Below are 14,828 nucleotides of genomic sequence, written 5' to 3'. Positions count from 1 at the left end.
ACCGAGCAGGGCACTCTTGGGCGCGCCTGCGCGGGTACGCTGGCGGCATGACAGCCCAAGCCCTCATCGACGACGACCAGCACCGCCTTTCTGCCCGCCATCTCTATTGGATGGGGTGGCGAATTGCGCGTATTGCTGAATTTCTGGACCTGCCCAGGGCCACCGTGGATTCGTGGAAGAAACGCGATGCCTGGGACGAGGCCACGCCAACGCAGCGAGTGGAGGGGGCGCTGGAAGCGCGCCTGGTGCAGCTGATTTGGAAGGAGCAAAAAGAGGGCAAGGACTTTAAGGAGATCGATCTGCTGGGCCGCCAGATCGAGCGGCTGGCCCGGGTGCATAAGTACCAGGGCAGCGGGAAGGAAGCCGACCTGAACCCCAACATCGAGCGCCGCAACGAGGGGCCGAAGAAGAAGCCCGCCCGTAACGATGTGGGCGATGAGGGGGTGATCCAGATCGTCGAGGCGTTCGAGGCGTCTCTGTTCGATTATCAGCGCGGCTGGTACCGAGCGGGGCAGCATGAGCGCATTCGAAACCTGCTCAAGTCGAGGCAGATCGGGGCGACCTGGTACTTTGCCCGCGAGGCGATTGCCGATGCCATGGAGACCGGCAAAAACAAGATCTTCATGAGCGCGAGCAAGGCCCAAGCGCACATCTTCCGCCACTACATCGTGCAGTTCGTGAAGGAAGTGACCGGGGTGGAGCTCAAGGGCGACCCGATCATTCTCGCCAACGGCGCAGAGCTGCATTTTCTGGGTACCAATGCGAAAACCGCCCAGGGCTACCACGGCGATACCTACCTGGACGAATACTTCTGGATTCATGGCTTCGAGACGTTCCGCAAGGTGACGTCGGGCATGGCCATGCACAAGAAGTGGAAACAGACCTACTTCAGCACGCCTTCTTCAGTGGCCCATGAGGCGTACCCGTTCTGGACTGGTGACCGATTCAACAAACGCCAGAAGAAAGCCGACCGGGTGAAGATGGACGTGAGCCACGCGGCGCTGAAAAACGGGGCGCGGGGGCCGGATGGCCAGTGGCGGCAGATCGTGACCATTGAGGATGCGATTGCCGGGGGCTGTGACCTATTCGATATCGACCAGCTGCGCCTTGAGTACAGCGACGATGAGTTTGCGAACCTGTTGATGTGCGAGTTCGTGGACGATACGCAGAGCGCTTTCCCATTGGCGATGATGCAGCGCTGCATGGTGGATAGCTGGGATGCCTGGCGGGATTTGAAGCCCTTCGCGCCTCGGCCGTATGGCGAGCATCCGGTATGGATTGGCTATGACCCAGCGGGGGATGGTGAGGACGGCGATGGGGCGGGCTTGGTGGTAGTGGCGCCGCCTAAAACCGCCGACAGCAAGCACCGCATTCTGGAGCGCCACCGCATCAAGGGCCGCGATTATGAGGCGCAGGCGGAGTTCATCCGCAGCGTGACTCGCCGCTACAACGTGACCTTCATCGGCATCGATACCTCGGGCCTGGGGGAGGCCGTGGCCCAACTGGTGGCGAAGTTCTTCCCCACCGTCACCCGTTACCGCTATACGCCTGAAATGAAGGCGCGCCTGGTGATGCAGGCGCAGCAGATCATCAACAAGGGGCGGCTTGAATTCGACGCTGGCTGGGTGGATCTCGCCCAGTCGTTCATGGCGATCCGCCGGGAGCTGACGGCTTCCGGCCGCCAGATGACCTATACCGCTGGTCGCAATAACCAGACCGGCCACGCTGACCTGGCGTGGGCGACCATGCACGCTTTACACAATGAGCCCCTCGATGGCCCCGCCGACCATGGCACGGGCCGTTCCCTGATGGAGATGTACGGATGAGCAACGCGGCAGCAAAGCCACGGGTGCGTGTGCCCGCCTACGTGAAAGACACCGACACCGCCGCCGAGCCTGCCAAAGCGGAGGCGTTCAGCTTCGGTGAGCCGACGCCGGTGATTGATGGGTACGATTTTTTCTATACCGGCTGCTGGATGCTGGGCAACGAGTGGTATGAGCCGCCGGTGGATTTTCCGGCGCTGGCCCAGACCTACCGCGCCACGGCGCACCACGGCTCGGCCATCCAGGTGAAGCGCAATATCCTGGTGCGTTCGTTCATTCCCCACCGGCTGTTGAGCCGCCAGGCCTTCAGCGCGCTGGCCACCGACTACCTGGTGTTTGGCAACTGCTACCTGGAGCGGATCTTCGGCCGCTTGGGCAGACTGCTGGCCTTGAAGCCTGCGCGGGCGAAGTACGTTCGCCGTGGGGCAGATCTCAAACGTTACTTCTGGGTGCCCAACTGGTCAGAGCGCAGCGAGTTCGAGGAGGGCAGCATCATCCACCTGCTGGAACCGGATATTAACCAGGAGGTGTATGGTGTGCCGGATTACCTGGGCGCGCTGCAGTCGATCTTCCTGAACGAAAATGCCACGCTGTTTCGGCGCAAGTATTACCTGAACGGCTCCCACGCGGGATTCGTAATGTACGTTTCCGACGCCGCCCACAACCAGGAGGACATCGACGCCATGCGCACCGCGCTGAAGGAGTCGAAAGGCGTGGGCAACTTCCGCAACCTGTTCCTGTACAGCCCCAACGGCAAGAAGGACGGTATCCAGATCATCCCGATCAGCGAGGTCGCCGCCAAGGACGACTTCGCCGCGATCAAGAACATCACACGCGACGACCAGCTAGCTGGCCACCGCATTCCCCCGCAGCTCATGGGCATTATCCCCAACAATACCGGTGGATTTGGTGACGTGGAGAAAGCCGCGAAGGTGTTCGTCACCAATGAGCTGGAACCAGTGCAGGCGGTGTTCAGTGAGATCAACGATGTGCTGGGGGAGGAGGTGATTCGGTTTCGGGAGTATTCGTTGGAAGTAAGCGCTGTGTAGGGGCTATCCTGATTATAGGTAGATTGAATAACAATTTGGAGCAGTCGTGGCCACACAAAACAATACTGATAATTACGTGACATGCCCCGAGTGCAAAGCTCGGGTAAAAGCCCATAGGTTGAAGAAGCATCGCCGTAAGCAACACGACAAAAAACAAGCAAATCTTCAACGGCCGCTTCTGAAGGATATGACGCCAGCCCAGAGGAAAAGATATCTTGATTCCCTAGACAAGCCTGAGCGAGAGTGGAGCTCCGATGTAATGGATCGCGGCATGGTAAGCCTGGGAGGAGGGTACGGACTAGGTCGTAGCCGCAAACATTAATAGCCGCCTCACTGGCGGCTGATCAGCCAGGAAGAGTACCTCACGCAACGCGATATCGACCCTCGCCACCTGACCGATATCCAGCGGGCGGCACGCTTCTTCTACCTGCAAAAAGCTCGCCTTCGGCGGCAAGGTGAGTGGCCAGACATTTGGCACCTCTGCCGTCTCCCCACCACGTATGAACCTGCTACGCATTGAGGAAGATCTCAGCGCCGCCCACCTGCGCCTGGCTCGCACAGTGGTCGAGCACCTGGACTGGGCTGAGTGCATCAAACGCTATGATCGGGAAGGTACGCTGTTCTATCTCGACCCTCCGTATTGGGGAACAGCGGGCTACGGTCGCGACTTCCCGCTGGAGGAGTACTACCGCATGGGCGAGCTGGCCCGAACAGGGCAGGGCCAGTTCGTGATCAGCGTCAACGATATGCCCGAGATGCGTGATGCGTTCAAAGGGCTAACCATCCAGACAACCGAAATTCGATACACTGTAGGGCAGAAGGCGACTGAGCCGCGGGGAGAGCTGATCATCAGCAACCGCTAGGCTGGAAGCCAAGGCCTCAACCAAACCGCCCTATGTGGGCGGTTTCTTCTGTGGAGAGTTAGGTGATCACATTCAGCTTCCCTGGTATTTTCATTCCAGTTAAATCTGAAAATTACAATCAATTGATAAATGCGTATGGCAAGTATCGTGATGCAACCGATGATTTGGTTCTGAAGTTTGACGTAGAGAGCGCCTACTGGCATTGCTATAAAAAAAGGGCATCTGCAGAGCTAATCGATAAGCTGGCCAAGTTAGAATGGGGCCCTTTTAGAGCCTGGGATGTATTTGGGAAGTCCAGTTCAGCGCTACTCCAATATGACTACGTCACTGGCCAAGTCAAAGAAGGCTGGGGATATCGATACCCCAAAAGCTGGATTGCCTTTTCAACGATTGGTCAGCCAGTTCTGTATTTCTGTTCTGTCTTTTTGATGTTTTTCGGCTGTGTTCTTGCCTGGGGGCTTCTCTCTACATGGGGCCAGCTTGAGGTGAAAAACCTCGTAAGTTTTCCGGGGGAGGCAGCTCTACTGTTTATATTCTTCGCTTTCAGTCCTGGCACCTTTGTAGCCGGAGCCTCCGGCTTGTACGTCTGGTTTTTATCTTCTCGTGCATCTGCTTTTGACGCTCAAGTCTATAAATTGAAACAGCTGCTTGATGAGCAGCAGCAGGCTAACTAACCAACACGCCACCCCACGGCGCGCCGTCGACTCCCCGCCCCGCCTGCGCGCTAAACCTGTGTGTTTTTATGCACCCATGCACATGCCATAAGGCCGCGCCGTAACTGGGGCGCACGGCCAAATTGAGTGTGCCCATTTTCATGCGGAATCATGCAAATTTCTTCACACAGCAGGTGGATTAACACAGCCATAGGTGGGGGGACTAAGAAGCATGGGGGGTGTCGGGAAAAGGTAACCTAGGTGATCTGGCTCTTTTTTGTCCGTAACCATATGATTTTAAATAATTTATAGATTACCTCTAAAAGGTAATAAAAGGTGATGCAAAAGGTAATTTTTACTCAAGTGATTGATATTGAATGCTTTTTTAAAATGTTCAATTCACCTTTTCAAAAGGTAATGTGGTTACCTATTGATCACCTTTTTATTACCTTTTGAACGACTGTTTTAATTTTATTATTTTCAGTGGCTTAGATCGTATTTCTGAGATTGGTTACCTTTATTACCTTTTTCCGAGACCCCCAAACATTCTGGCGTAGCCTTCACACATGATGCGCACGCACACGCGTCACACGGATATCTGTAAGCAGTAGGCGAGTAGAGCAAAAGCGCTATTTTGTTGGCACAAATTTGGTACTTGTTCTGAACGGGAGGCTTAACGGCGGGGTTTTGGTCTAATCCATCATGGGGGCCACAGAAAACAACCTACCCCTGTCGGCACTGCTGTTGCTAATAAAATCAGTCATTTAATAAATTCTGTAACTGTATGAATATACACATATGTTGCCACCTGATACCGTTAAAAACCGCCCTCAGTGTACCGCCAGTGTACCTAGTGGCGGAGAACGCCCACTATCCAAAAATCCTGGTACACCAATAGCGAGTTTTCAGAAGCGGCAAGGGGAATGGCGGACTATTGTACGGAAGAAAGGCCATCCCTCACAGAGTAAAACGTGCAGCAACAACGCTCGGGCTCAGAAGTGGCCGCGCCCGGATAGAGCGTCGACCCGAGTACGTAAAGTCAGAGCGAGGCAAAAAATACAACCTCAACGACTCGCCCGATACGTGAGATGCATATCGAGTCTTAACTCATCTCACTGCTGGAATTCGATACGTTGTAGGACAGAAGGCAACGGAGCTACGAGGAGAGCTGATCATCAGCAACCGCTAGGCTGAAAGATAAGACATCAACCAAACTGCTCCGATGAGGGCGGTTTCTACTGTGTGTAATCAAAAGGAGCAAGACCATGCTGAAGTAACTTCTCAACTTGGTTTCTCAGTTTTTCAATTGCCATCGTAATCTCGATGGTCTGTGCGATTCATTGGAAAATATCAGGAAGACAAAGATAGCCCTGCCATGCAACTGAGATTTGAGGCAGCTTTCTTCAAAGCTTTCCAACAGATTGATTGGCTAAATTAACTGACCGTTTGTCGCGTAGTGACTGGGGACCTAGTGAGGCGCTCACTGTCTTTGGCCGTACCTCGCCAGTTTTCAGGTGTGGCTTTGAGACCTACAACTTAACCCATGGCCGTTGGACTGATTTATCCCGAGCTAAAAGATCGACTATTTAGTTAGTTATTGGATTGCCAGCACTGGTTGTCGGTGTGGCATCTTTTATGGCAGGGGTGTATCTTCTTCTGAATTTATTATTTGGCGTATACGCAACGAGTGTGGCAGAGATATCAAGTGGTGAGATGGGTGGGGTCTTGAATGTGTTTATGGTTGCAGTGTTGGGAATTACTGCCATAATTTTTTGGCATGTTGTTTGTCATATGCTGTGTGGTACTGATTGCCACCCTGGATAGCTAAGAAAAGGCCCTGCAACTATACAGGCAGCTCAACCCTGGCCCCTGATGTCACTCTCGGCAAGCCGTCGACTCACTGCCTGCGGCGCTAGACCTGTGTGATTTTGTGCACCCATGCACATGCCGCTAGGCTGCTCTGTTGCTAGGCTGTACGATCAAGTTGACTGCGTCTTTGTCATGCGAAATCACGCAAGTTTCTTCGCATAGATGGTGGCGAAGACCTCGCTATGAAGTGCACCCTATCGGTCATGAACTTGTCTGTGAGCGATGAGGATTTAATCGAAATTATGAGCAGTATTCTGTGTTATTTTAGGAGAAAGTTGAATGAATGACATCTCTGGTAGCATCGTACCTAGTGATTACTCCAGCCTTGAACCATTGCTGAGCTCATGGGTCACGACGGTGAAAAAGTACTGTGAGCTTCATAAACAGTTTGAGCTAACTGAAAATTGCTGGTGGCATAATGAGCGAGCGTCCATAAGCATTCTGGCCGGCGCCGCATGGCGAATACCTCCTAGTGAGGATCAATGGGTCGCAATAGAGGAGTTCGCTACGGATAAGCGAGGGATAATTGATGGAAGCCAAAATGATGGTGACTCTCGCTATGGTCGGTGCGATATGTACGTTACTAATTCTGAAGTTTCATACGCGATAGAAGCGAAGCAGGTATGGCAGTCGATTGGTGATCGAAGCGCAGGCGAAGTGAACGTGAAAGCCGGACTCGATGCAGCTTGGAAAGATGCTGGTAATTTACACAGTTACGAAGCTGACTGGCGAATGGCTGTCACTTTCATTGTACCTTACATACCTTTGAGTGAAGTTAGAAGTGAAGGGAAGATTGACCTTGATAAGACTCAGGCAAGGGTAAAAGCATGGCTTGGCAGGATGGGGGATTTTGAACGCGTCAAAGGTAAGCCCACAGCTTATGCATACAATTTTCCTTATGAATGCTCAGATTATAGCAACGATCTAAATGGACGGCTTTTCCCTGGTGTGGTCGTAGTGCTAGAGCGTCGAATGAGAGGGAATTGAGCTTCTATCCGCAATACTGTTGCTACATCGAACAGTTAAAACGCACAATCATGGGCTTCAGTTCCAATCCATCATGAGTGCAATAGAAAAGCGGCGTTCTATATTTTTGGGGCCTATTTTGATGATATCAATTTCTTGCGTTACGCCGGTCTTGTATGAGTGTCATTGGGCATATCCTCGATAGCGGCTGGACACCATGGTCATGTACTACATGGGCAGCGGCAGTGGCATGTAGGCCTATGATAGAAAGGCGAGAGTACCACCGCAGCACAGCAGCGTCTTAAGAGGGGATAAACGCAAGAAAAGTGGATCCGCACAAAACTGCCAACGTCAAAACCAAAGGGCACGCGCTAAAGCTGCGTTGGATGCTACGGGAAGAGTATAGAAGCCTGCGCTAAAGCCTGGTCTGATATTGGGTAAATGCTTGCATCACTTTGCGTTTTTTGTGGTCAAAGGCGGTATGGTAGGTATCCGCCAATAACAAGGGGAAGACGTGGTGATGGGGAAAGCGCTAGGTTACGCAGGAGCCGCTCTGCTGGGTGCGTTGATGTTGCAGGGTTGCAGTGGTCCTGAAGAGGAGGCGCCGGCAGAGGCGGTGCAGGTGGAAGAGACCGCCGCGGCCGAGCCAGTGGCGGAAGCCGAGCCTATCGAGCCGCTGGAGGTGGAGGTGTCGACCTCTGCTCAACTACTCTCTGACCGCCGATTGATGATTGCGGGCCAGACCAACTTGCCGGACGGAGCCCAGGTACAGGTCGTGGTCGAGCGTGAGCTGAGCCGCGTGCGCTGGCAGGCGCGTACCCAAGTCAGGGAAGGGCAGTTCGAAGTCGGGCCGCTGGGTACGGGGAGTGGGTTGCCGGATGGCGGTTACGTGGTGCGAGTACAGCTTTCCGAAGCCGCTGTTCAGCCAGCCAGCGTGCGGGCACGCATTGGTGATCTGGGTGAGCATTTGGCGGGAGAGCTGGTCAGCCAGTCCCGCCATGGGTTGGGTCAGGTGGCCACCTACTCGCGGCGTCTCTTGATAGGCAGTGAACCAAGACGAACGCGCGACCAGGTGGACGTGTTTGAGGACAATTAGGGACGGGGAGGTAAAGATGCTTTAGGCAGCACACCAGTGGGCAAGCAGAACGGCATGGATCGAGGTGCTATTGGGCGCTTTTGTGTAGTGCTCAATGACGTATTGATCATCCCGTTGTACCAGGTAGTGCCCGGCCTTGTGGAACACGTGTGTCGGGCCGAGGAGCAGCAGGTCTCCCGCCGACGCTGGTGAAAAATCTGCTTCCTTGGCAGGGGTCACCATCACGCAAGGTGCTTTCCAGTCGATCTTCAACGGCAGGTGATGCGGCACGGTGATAGCAGTGGCCTGAACCTGTTCCCAGGGGAGGGGACCAGTATGGTTCAGGGTGAGCAGTTGTGGCGCGCTGTCTCCTTCCAATAGGGTAGCTAGCGAGCAATCCAGTGCGTCCGCGAGCGCCACCAGGCGTTCATGGCCGATCTGTTTGATTGCCCCAGATTCCCAATAAGAAATGGTGACATCCGACACGCCAACTTTACGTGCTAGGGCAGCTTTGTTGAGCTTGGCCCTAAGCCTCAGTTGCTTGATACGTGAGCCTAGCGATTCCATTTCATCTTCCTATCGATGAGCTAAATCAGCTCGTTAAGTGTACTTCCACCTATTCGGTGGCGCTCAGAACACGCTGTAAACGATGAGAATCGTTCGCATGCATGAACACGAATCATGGGTACTACACCATACTAAGCGATTGTGCTTTAACGCGCATCTTCCACACCGTGGACATTGAGCTTTGCTTATGACGCTTTTAAAGGAAACTCGTTCCCCTGAGGGTGCTGTTGGATATAGCTGGGGCGCGTATAATGTGGCGATGCATTTACCGCCACAAGGATAGATTGATGACCGTACGTACTCGTATTGCGCCTTCCCCGACTGGGGACCCGCACGTAGGCACGGCCTATATTGCGCTGTTCAACCTCTGCTTTGCCCGTCAGCACGGCGGTCAGTTCATCTTGCGCATTGAAGATACCGATCGGGTGCGTTCTACCCCTGAATCAGAACAGATGATTCTCGACTCGTTACGGTGGCTGGGGCTCGAATGGGACGAAGGCCCTGATGTAGGCGGCCCGCATGGCCCTTACCGTCAAAGCGAGCGCGGCGAGATCTACGCCCAGTATGCGCAGCAGCTTTTGGATGCAGGCCATGCCTTCAAGTGCTACCGCACCAGTGAAGAGCTGGACGAGCTGCGTGAATCCCGCAAGGAAGCAGGCCTGCACCTGGCCCTGAAACCTGCAGACCTGGCGCTGGACGCCGCCGAGCAGGCGCGTCGTGAGCATGAAAGCTGGCCGTATGTCATCCGCATGAACGTGCCCAGTGAAGGCGTCTGCGTGGTCAGCGACATGCTGCGCGGCAGAATCGAGGTGGAGTGGGCGCAGGTGGACGCGCAAATCCTGATGAAGTCCGATGGCATGCCCACCTATCACCTGGCCAACGTGGTCGATGACCATTTGATGGGCATCACCCACGTGCTGCGTGGCGAAGAGTGGATCAACTCGGCACCCAAGCACCAGCTGCTCTACGACTACTTCGGTTGGGAAATGCCCCAGCTCTGCCACATGCCGCTGCTGCGCAACCCGGACAAGTCGAAGCTTTCCAAGCGCAAGAACCCGACCTCGATCAACTATTATCGTCGCATGGGTTTCCTGCCCCAGGCCGTCACCAACTATCTGGGTCGGATGGGGTGGTCGATGCCGGATGAGCGCGAAAAGTTCAGCCTGAGCGAAATGATGGCTGAGTTCGACATTCAGCGGGTATCGCTGGGTGGGCCGGTATTCGATCTGGAGAAGCTGACCTGGCTGAACGGCGTTTATATTCGTGAAGACCTGGATGACGATGCGTTGCTGCTGGCGCTGCGCGAGTGGGCGTTCAACGATGCCTATGTCAAACAGATCCTGCCCCAGGTTCGCCCGCGGGTAGAGACGCTCTCGCAGGTGGTTCCGCTGGCGGGCCATTTCTTCTCTGGGCTGCCCTCGTTGGAAAAGCAGGATTTCGATGCTATCAAGCTGGAAGACGAAGAGCTGGTGAAGCTGCTGCAATTCCTGGTATGGCGCTTCGAAGCCGTCAATGCCTGGCAAAAGGAAGCGCTGCTGACGGAAGTCAAACACCTGGCGGAACACTTCGAGCTCAAGATGAAGGCGTTTCTGGCGCCGGTGTTCATTGCCATTACGGGCAGTGCTTCCAGCACGTCCGTCATGGACGCCATGGCGATTCTCGGGTCGGACGTGACGCGGGCTCGCTTGCGCCACGCCATCGAGGTATTGGGTGGCGTATCGAAAAAGCAGGCGAAACGCTTCGAAAAAGAGTTCCGCGACCTGTAAACACTCGACCTGTACAGAGGGGCAGGGAGCGTCAGATGAGCGGCGAGCGAGATATTTGACGCTTCTTGCGAAAACAGGGTTGACGAAGGCGAGCGTAATCAGTAATATACGCTCCGTCTTCACGACACGTGGGGCCTTAGCTCAGCTGGGAGAGCGCAACACTGGCAGTGTTGAGGTCAGCGGTTCGATCCCGCTAGGCTCCACCATCATTAGCCCATGCTAACGATGTACCATGATGTAAAAAGGTAGATACGTCCCATTCGTCTAGTGGTCCAGGACACCGCCCTTTCACGGCGGGAACAGGGGTTCGAACCCCCTATGGGACGCCACCTTCTTCTGGTTTTTTGTATTTTCCCCCTTCAAAAAGTCTCGATAGCAACCCAATGTCGCGTTGCCTTTTCGGCTGCTTCCTATTTGGCGTTTTAGCCAATTTATCGCTTTTTTTGTCAATATTGTGCTTGACTTGTCCACTTTTGCTCGTCTGGGTAAAGGGTTGTGCACAGCCTCGTGAATATGACATAAAAAATCAGCGTCTTAGCTTAATCTCTTTTAAATCAACGGCTTATGAGAGGTTAAAAAATGACCAATTTAAGGCTGGGTCACTGTTCATGGCGATTACGGGACGTTTTGTAGTGGTTGTGAACAGGGTTATCCACAGATAGTGTGGAAAACCCTGGTCCGGCTGTCAGTGTCAAAATGTCAAGCGCTATTCGCCTTTGCGGAGACGCTTCAACAGCGAAGAGGTGTCCCATCGGCCACCCTGCATACGCTGGACGTCGGCATAGAACTGATCCACCAGTGCGGTGACGGGTAGCGTGGCGTCCAGTCTGCGCGCTTGCTCCAGGCAGATGCCCAGATCCTTGCGCATCCAGTCGACGGCAAAGCCGTGCTGATACTCATCGGCGATCATGGTCTTGTGGCGGTTTTCCATCTGCCAGGATCCAGCGGCACCTTTCGAAATCACCTCGATCACTTGATGCTGATCCAGTCCTGCCTGTTCGGCAAAGTGCAGCCCCTCTGCCAACCCTTGTACCAGGCCGGCGATGCAGATCTGGTTGACCATTTTGGTGAGCTGGCCGCTGCTGGCGGGGCCCATGAGCGTGACAGCGCGAGCATAGTGGTCAAGCACGGGGGCAACGGCATCGAAAGGGGTCTGTTCACCGCCGCACATGATGGTCAGCGCGCCGTTTTCTGCGCCCTGCTGGCCGCCAGATACCGGGGCATCGATAAAGTGAATGCTCTTCTGGCGACAGGTGGCATCCAGCTCCAGTGCCAGGTCGGCTGAGGCCGTGGTGTGGTCCACCAGATAGCTGCCTGGGGCCATGGACTGCAGCACGCCGTGTTCGCCGGTGGTGACCTGACGCACGTCGTCGTCATTGCCCACGCACACCAGCACCAGATCGGCGCCCTGGGCCGCCTCGGCGGGCGTGGCGTGGGCCGTGCCGCCGAACTGATCGGCCCATGCCTGGGCTTTGGCGGCCGTGCGGTTATAAACGCGGGTGGTCAGGCCCTGCTTGGCCAGGTGTCCTGCCATGGGATAGCCCATGACGCCCAGGCCGATAAAGGCAACGGTAGTGATAGAAGACATAAGGCACCTTTGTTGTTGATGGGGGAGTGGTGTCATGAAGGGGGTAGGCTGCACGCAAAAGGCCACCCGTGGGTGGCCTTTGTGTCGTTCAGTCATCGCCGTACACGCCGCCGATTACTTCTTGGGGTAGTCACGCTGGTCATGACCAATGTAAAGCTGGCGCGGACGACCGATCTTGTAGCTTTCGCTGAGCATTTCGTGCCAATGGGAGATCCAGCCAATGGTACGGGATACCGCGAAAATCACGGTAAACATGTTGGTCGGAATGCCCATGGCCTTGAGGATGATGCCGGAGTAGAAGTCGACGTTCGGGTACAGCTTGCGCTCGATGAAGTATTCGTCTTCGAGAGCGATCTGCTCCAGGCGCTTGGCGATCTTCAGCTGCGGGTCATCGGCCAGGCCCAGCTCGGCCAGTACTTCGTCGCAGGTCTCTTTCATGACCTTGGCGCGCGGGTCGAAGTTGCGGTAAACGCGGTGGCCGAAGCCCATCAGCTTGAACGGGTCGTTCTTGTCTTTTGCCTTGTCCACGAAGCGCTGAATGTTCTCTTCGGAATCGTCGCCGATTTCGTCGAGCATGTTCAGCACGGCTTCGTTGGCGCCGCCGTGTGCCGGGCCCCAGAGTGCCGCGATGCCCGCACTGATACAGGCAAACGGGTTGGCGCCGGTAGAGCCTGCCAGGCGTACGGTGGAGGTGGAGGCGTTCTGCTCATGGTCTGCATGCAGCATGAAGATGCGGTCCATGGCTTTGGCGTACACCGGGTTGATCTTGTACTCCTCGCAAGGGTTGCTGAACATCATGTAGAGGAAGTTCTCTGCATAGCTCAGGTCGTTGCGCGGGTAGTTGAAGGGTTGGCCAACGTTGTACTTGTGCGACATGGCGGCCAGGGTAGGCATTTTGGCAATCAGGCGAATCGCGCTGATGACGCGGTCTTCTTCCTGAGTGATGTCCATGTGGTCATGGTAGAACGCTGCCAGACCACCGACCACGCCACACAGGATCGACATCGGGTGTGCGTCGCGACGGAAGCCCTTGAAGAAGTTGTTGATCTGGTCATGCACCATGGTGTGATTGCGAATGCGCGATTCGAAATCGGTGTACTGCTCTTTTGTGGGCAGTTCACCAAACAGCAGGGTGTAGCACACTTCGACGAAGTTGGATTCTTTTGCCAGTTGGTCGATGGGGTAGCCGCGGTGCAGCAGTACGCCCTTGCCGCCATCGATGTAGGTGATTGCGGACTGGCAGGAAGAGGTGGCCATGAAGCCGGGGTCGTAGGTAAACAGGCCTTCGGCGCCCAGGCCGCGTACGTCGATGACGTCGGGGCCAAGTGTGCCGGAATACATGGGTAGTTCGATCGTCTTGTCGAGACCGTCTACCGTCAATGTCGCTTTCCTGTCAGCCATGATGACCTCCTTTCGAGTTCGGTTTGGGACGTAAAGTCGTTGTTTCGCATGCCGCGCCGGCGAAAAGGCTTGCCCACTATAGAAGTGTGCGACATTTTGTCAATTAGCCGTAATGCTAGACATGCTTATACAGGATGTGTTGTTTTAGATAATAATTGTATATGATTAACTGGGATCTATAGTACCGAAGTGACAGAGGGTTGACGATACGTTAACAGGCTTATCAAACCGTCCATCTAATGTCACTATAACCATGCTGCATCGCAAAATCGACTCAGACCATTGGCTATTTTCTTGCACCATGGTCGAGTTAAGTCTGAGATCGGTTTGTCAGCAGGGGCTAAGGTTCTTATAATCCACGGCGCGCGACCGGCAGGTAGGTGGTCGTGCCCGACTTGGCAACGGCCGAGCCCCTTCCAGCAACCACCGCCCGCTCGGGTTATGCCCGACCGTCGCTGAGCGGGCCAAGAGAGTGTGTATAACGCCGTGAATAGCAAACGACCCGTAAACCTAGACCTGACTACGATACATTTCCCACTGCCAGCGCTGACGTCGATTACGCACCGTATCACCGGCGTGATCCTGTTCGTCGGCCTGATTTTCGCTTTCTGGGCGCTGGGCAAATCCCTGTCATCTCCGGCTGGCTTTGACGCTGTCAGCAACGCCCTGGCGAACAACGTCTTCGCCAAGTTCGTTGCTTGGGGCCTGCTGTCTGCCCTGGCATTCCACTTCGTGGCAGGCATCAAGCACCTGCTCATGGATGCCAATATTGGCGTGACCCTGGAGGGTGGCGTGAAAAAAGCACAGGCTACGGTCGTAGTCAGTGCGGTTCTGATTATTCTGGCAGGAGTTTGGGTATGGTAACCAACATCACGAGTTTTGGCCGTAGCGGTCTGTCCGATTGGTTGATGCAGCGAGTATCTGCGGTCATCCTGGCCCTTTACACGGTTTTCATCGTCGCCTACCTGCTGTTTAACCCGAACCTGGATTACTACACCTGGAGCGGGCTGTTCGAGCAAACCTGGATGCGTATTTTCTCGCTGCTGGCCTTCATTTCCATTGCAGCGCACGCCTGGATCGGTTTGTGGACAGTCACTACCGATTACCTCAAGTCCACTCGCCTGCGCGTGGGTGCCCAGACGCTGATCATTCTGGCCATCTTCGTATACCTGGTGTGGGGCATCCAAATCCTGTGGGGAGCTTGATCT

12 protein-coding genes and 2 tRNA genes are annotated in these 14,828 nt (G+C 55.0%); 11 read left to right on the top strand and 3 right to left on the bottom strand.

The features are described 5' to 3' along the window. The first annotated feature begins 47 nt into the window (after window positions 1-47). The 6 genes from IE061_RS01025 (at window position 48) to IE061_RS01000 (ending at window position 8,319) form a co-directional block, all read left to right on the top strand. Window positions 48-1,826: a terminase large subunit domain-containing protein gene (locus IE061_RS01025; RefSeq protein WP_193460718.1), complete on the top strand. Its 1,779-nt coding sequence runs from the start codon at window positions 48-50 to the stop codon at window positions 1,824-1,826. Continuing rightward, a complete protein-coding gene (locus tag IE061_RS01020) occupies window positions 1,823-2,872 on the top strand; it encodes a phage portal protein (RefSeq protein WP_193460717.1) in 1,050 nt (349 codons plus the stop codon). The genes IE061_RS01025 and IE061_RS01020 overlap by 4 nt, the downstream gene beginning before the upstream one ends. Before the next feature lie 455 nt (window positions 2,873-3,327). Next, window positions 3,328-3,735: a DNA adenine methylase gene (locus tag IE061_RS01015; RefSeq protein ID WP_230478338.1), complete on the top strand. Its 408-nt coding sequence runs from the start codon at window positions 3,328-3,330 to the stop codon at window positions 3,733-3,735. Between the two features lie 62 nt (window positions 3,736-3,797). Further along, window positions 3,798-4,409: a hypothetical protein gene (locus IE061_RS01010; RefSeq protein WP_193460716.1), complete on the top strand. Its 612-nt coding sequence runs from the start codon at window positions 3,798-3,800 to the stop codon at window positions 4,407-4,409. Between the two features lie 2,127 nt (window positions 4,410-6,536). After that, the gene (locus IE061_RS01005) at window positions 6,537-7,244 is read left to right on the top strand and encodes a hypothetical protein (RefSeq protein ID WP_193460715.1); all 708 of its coding nucleotides are present in this window, start codon (window positions 6,537-6,539) and stop codon (window positions 7,242-7,244) included. Between the two features lie 499 nt (window positions 7,245-7,743). Then, window positions 7,744-8,319: a hypothetical protein gene (locus IE061_RS01000; protein WP_193460714.1), complete on the top strand. Its 576-nt coding sequence runs from the start codon at window positions 7,744-7,746 to the stop codon at window positions 8,317-8,319. A gap of 21 nt (window positions 8,320-8,340) precedes the next feature. Here the strand turns inward: IE061_RS01000 and IE061_RS00995 are convergent, their stop codons facing one another. Then, the gene (locus IE061_RS00995; RefSeq protein WP_016914537.1) at window positions 8,341-8,865 is read right to left on the bottom strand and encodes a helix-turn-helix domain-containing protein; all 525 of its coding nucleotides are present in this window, start codon (window positions 8,863-8,865) and stop codon (window positions 8,341-8,343) included. A 287-nt stretch (window positions 8,866-9,152) separates the two neighbouring features. Here IE061_RS00995 and gltX point away from each other — a divergent pair, with 287 nt between their 5' ends. The 3 genes from gltX (at window position 9,153) to IE061_RS00980 (ending at window position 10,960) form a co-directional block, all read left to right on the top strand. Then, complete coding sequence (gltX, locus tag IE061_RS00990; RefSeq protein ID WP_193460713.1) at window positions 9,153-10,631, top strand: glutamate--tRNA ligase; 1,479 nt, start codon at window positions 9,153-9,155, stop codon at window positions 10,629-10,631. Between the two features lie 130 nt (window positions 10,632-10,761). Further along, window positions 10,762-10,837, top strand: a tRNA-Ala gene (locus IE061_RS00985). 47 nt (window positions 10,838-10,884) lie between these two features. Continuing rightward, window positions 10,885-10,960 (top strand) — tRNA-Glu (locus tag IE061_RS00980). 377 nt (window positions 10,961-11,337) lie between these two features. On the opposite strand, the gene IE061_RS00975 is transcribed toward IE061_RS00980, so the two are convergent. Both IE061_RS00975 and gltA read right to left on the bottom strand, forming a co-directional pair. Continuing rightward, on the bottom strand, window positions 11,338-12,219 hold the full coding sequence (locus IE061_RS00975; RefSeq protein ID WP_193460712.1) for an NAD(P)-dependent oxidoreductase: 882 nt from the start codon (window positions 12,217-12,219) through the stop codon (window positions 11,338-11,340). 114 nt (window positions 12,220-12,333) lie between these two features. Beyond that, window positions 12,334-13,620, bottom strand: coding sequence for a citrate synthase (gene gltA / locus IE061_RS00970; RefSeq protein ID WP_039176356.1), 1,287 nt, complete (start codon window positions 13,618-13,620; stop codon window positions 12,334-12,336). Between the two features lie 486 nt (window positions 13,621-14,106). Between gltA and sdhC the strand changes: the two genes are divergently transcribed. Beyond that, window positions 14,107-14,484 (top strand): succinate dehydrogenase, cytochrome b556 subunit, encoded by a 378-nt coding sequence (gene sdhC / locus IE061_RS00965; RefSeq protein WP_186299111.1) that lies wholly within the window; start codon window positions 14,107-14,109, stop codon window positions 14,482-14,484. Continuing rightward, window positions 14,478-14,825 carry a succinate dehydrogenase, hydrophobic membrane anchor protein gene (gene sdhD / locus IE061_RS00960; RefSeq protein ID WP_016914532.1) on the top strand — a complete coding sequence of 116 codons (348 nt, stop codon included), beginning with the start codon at window positions 14,478-14,480 and terminating at the stop codon, window positions 14,823-14,825. Before sdhC ends, sdhD begins: the two co-directional genes overlap by 7 nt. Window positions 14,826-14,828: the final 3 nt, after the last annotated feature.

Origin of the sequence: Vreelandella hamiltonii (assembly GCF_014651795.1) — a bacterium.
In the GTDB taxonomy this organism is placed as follows: domain Bacteria; phylum Pseudomonadota; class Gammaproteobacteria; order Pseudomonadales; family Halomonadaceae; genus Vreelandella; species Vreelandella hamiltonii.
The sequence above is the reverse complement of the archived record's forward strand: the minus strand, read 5'-3'. Positions and strand labels throughout refer to the sequence as shown.

Bases quoted from the DNA above. Each gene is read 5' to 3' on its own strand.
- IE061_RS01020 (WP_193460717.1), top strand. From the start codon at position 1,823: ATGAGCAACGCGGCAGCAAAGCCACGGGTGCGTGTGCCCGCCTACGTG.
- IE061_RS01005 (WP_193460715.1), top strand. From the start codon at position 6,537: ATGAATGACATCTCTGGTAGCATCGTACCTAGTGATTACTCCAGCCTT.
- IE061_RS01000 (WP_193460714.1), top strand. From the start codon at position 7,744: ATGGGGAAAGCGCTAGGTTACGCAGGAGCCGCTCTGCTGGGTGCGTTG.
- sdhD (WP_016914532.1), top strand. From the start codon at position 14,478: ATGGTAACCAACATCACGAGTTTTGGCCGTAGCGGTCTGTCCGATTGG.
- gltX (WP_193460713.1), top strand. From the start codon at position 9,153: ATGACCGTACGTACTCGTATTGCGCCTTCCCCGACTGGGGACCCGCAC.
- IE061_RS01025 (WP_193460718.1), top strand. From the start codon at position 48: ATGACAGCCCAAGCCCTCATCGACGACGACCAGCACCGCCTTTCTGCC.
- gltA (WP_039176356.1), bottom strand. From the start codon at position 13,620: ATGGCTGACAGGAAAGCGACATTGACGGTAGACGGTCTCGACAAGACG.
- IE061_RS00975 (WP_193460712.1), bottom strand. From the start codon at position 12,219: ATGTCTTCTATCACTACCGTTGCCTTTATCGGCCTGGGCGTCATGGGC.
- IE061_RS00995 (WP_016914537.1), bottom strand. From the start codon at position 8,865: ATGGAATCGCTAGGCTCACGTATCAAGCAACTGAGGCTTAGGGCCAAG.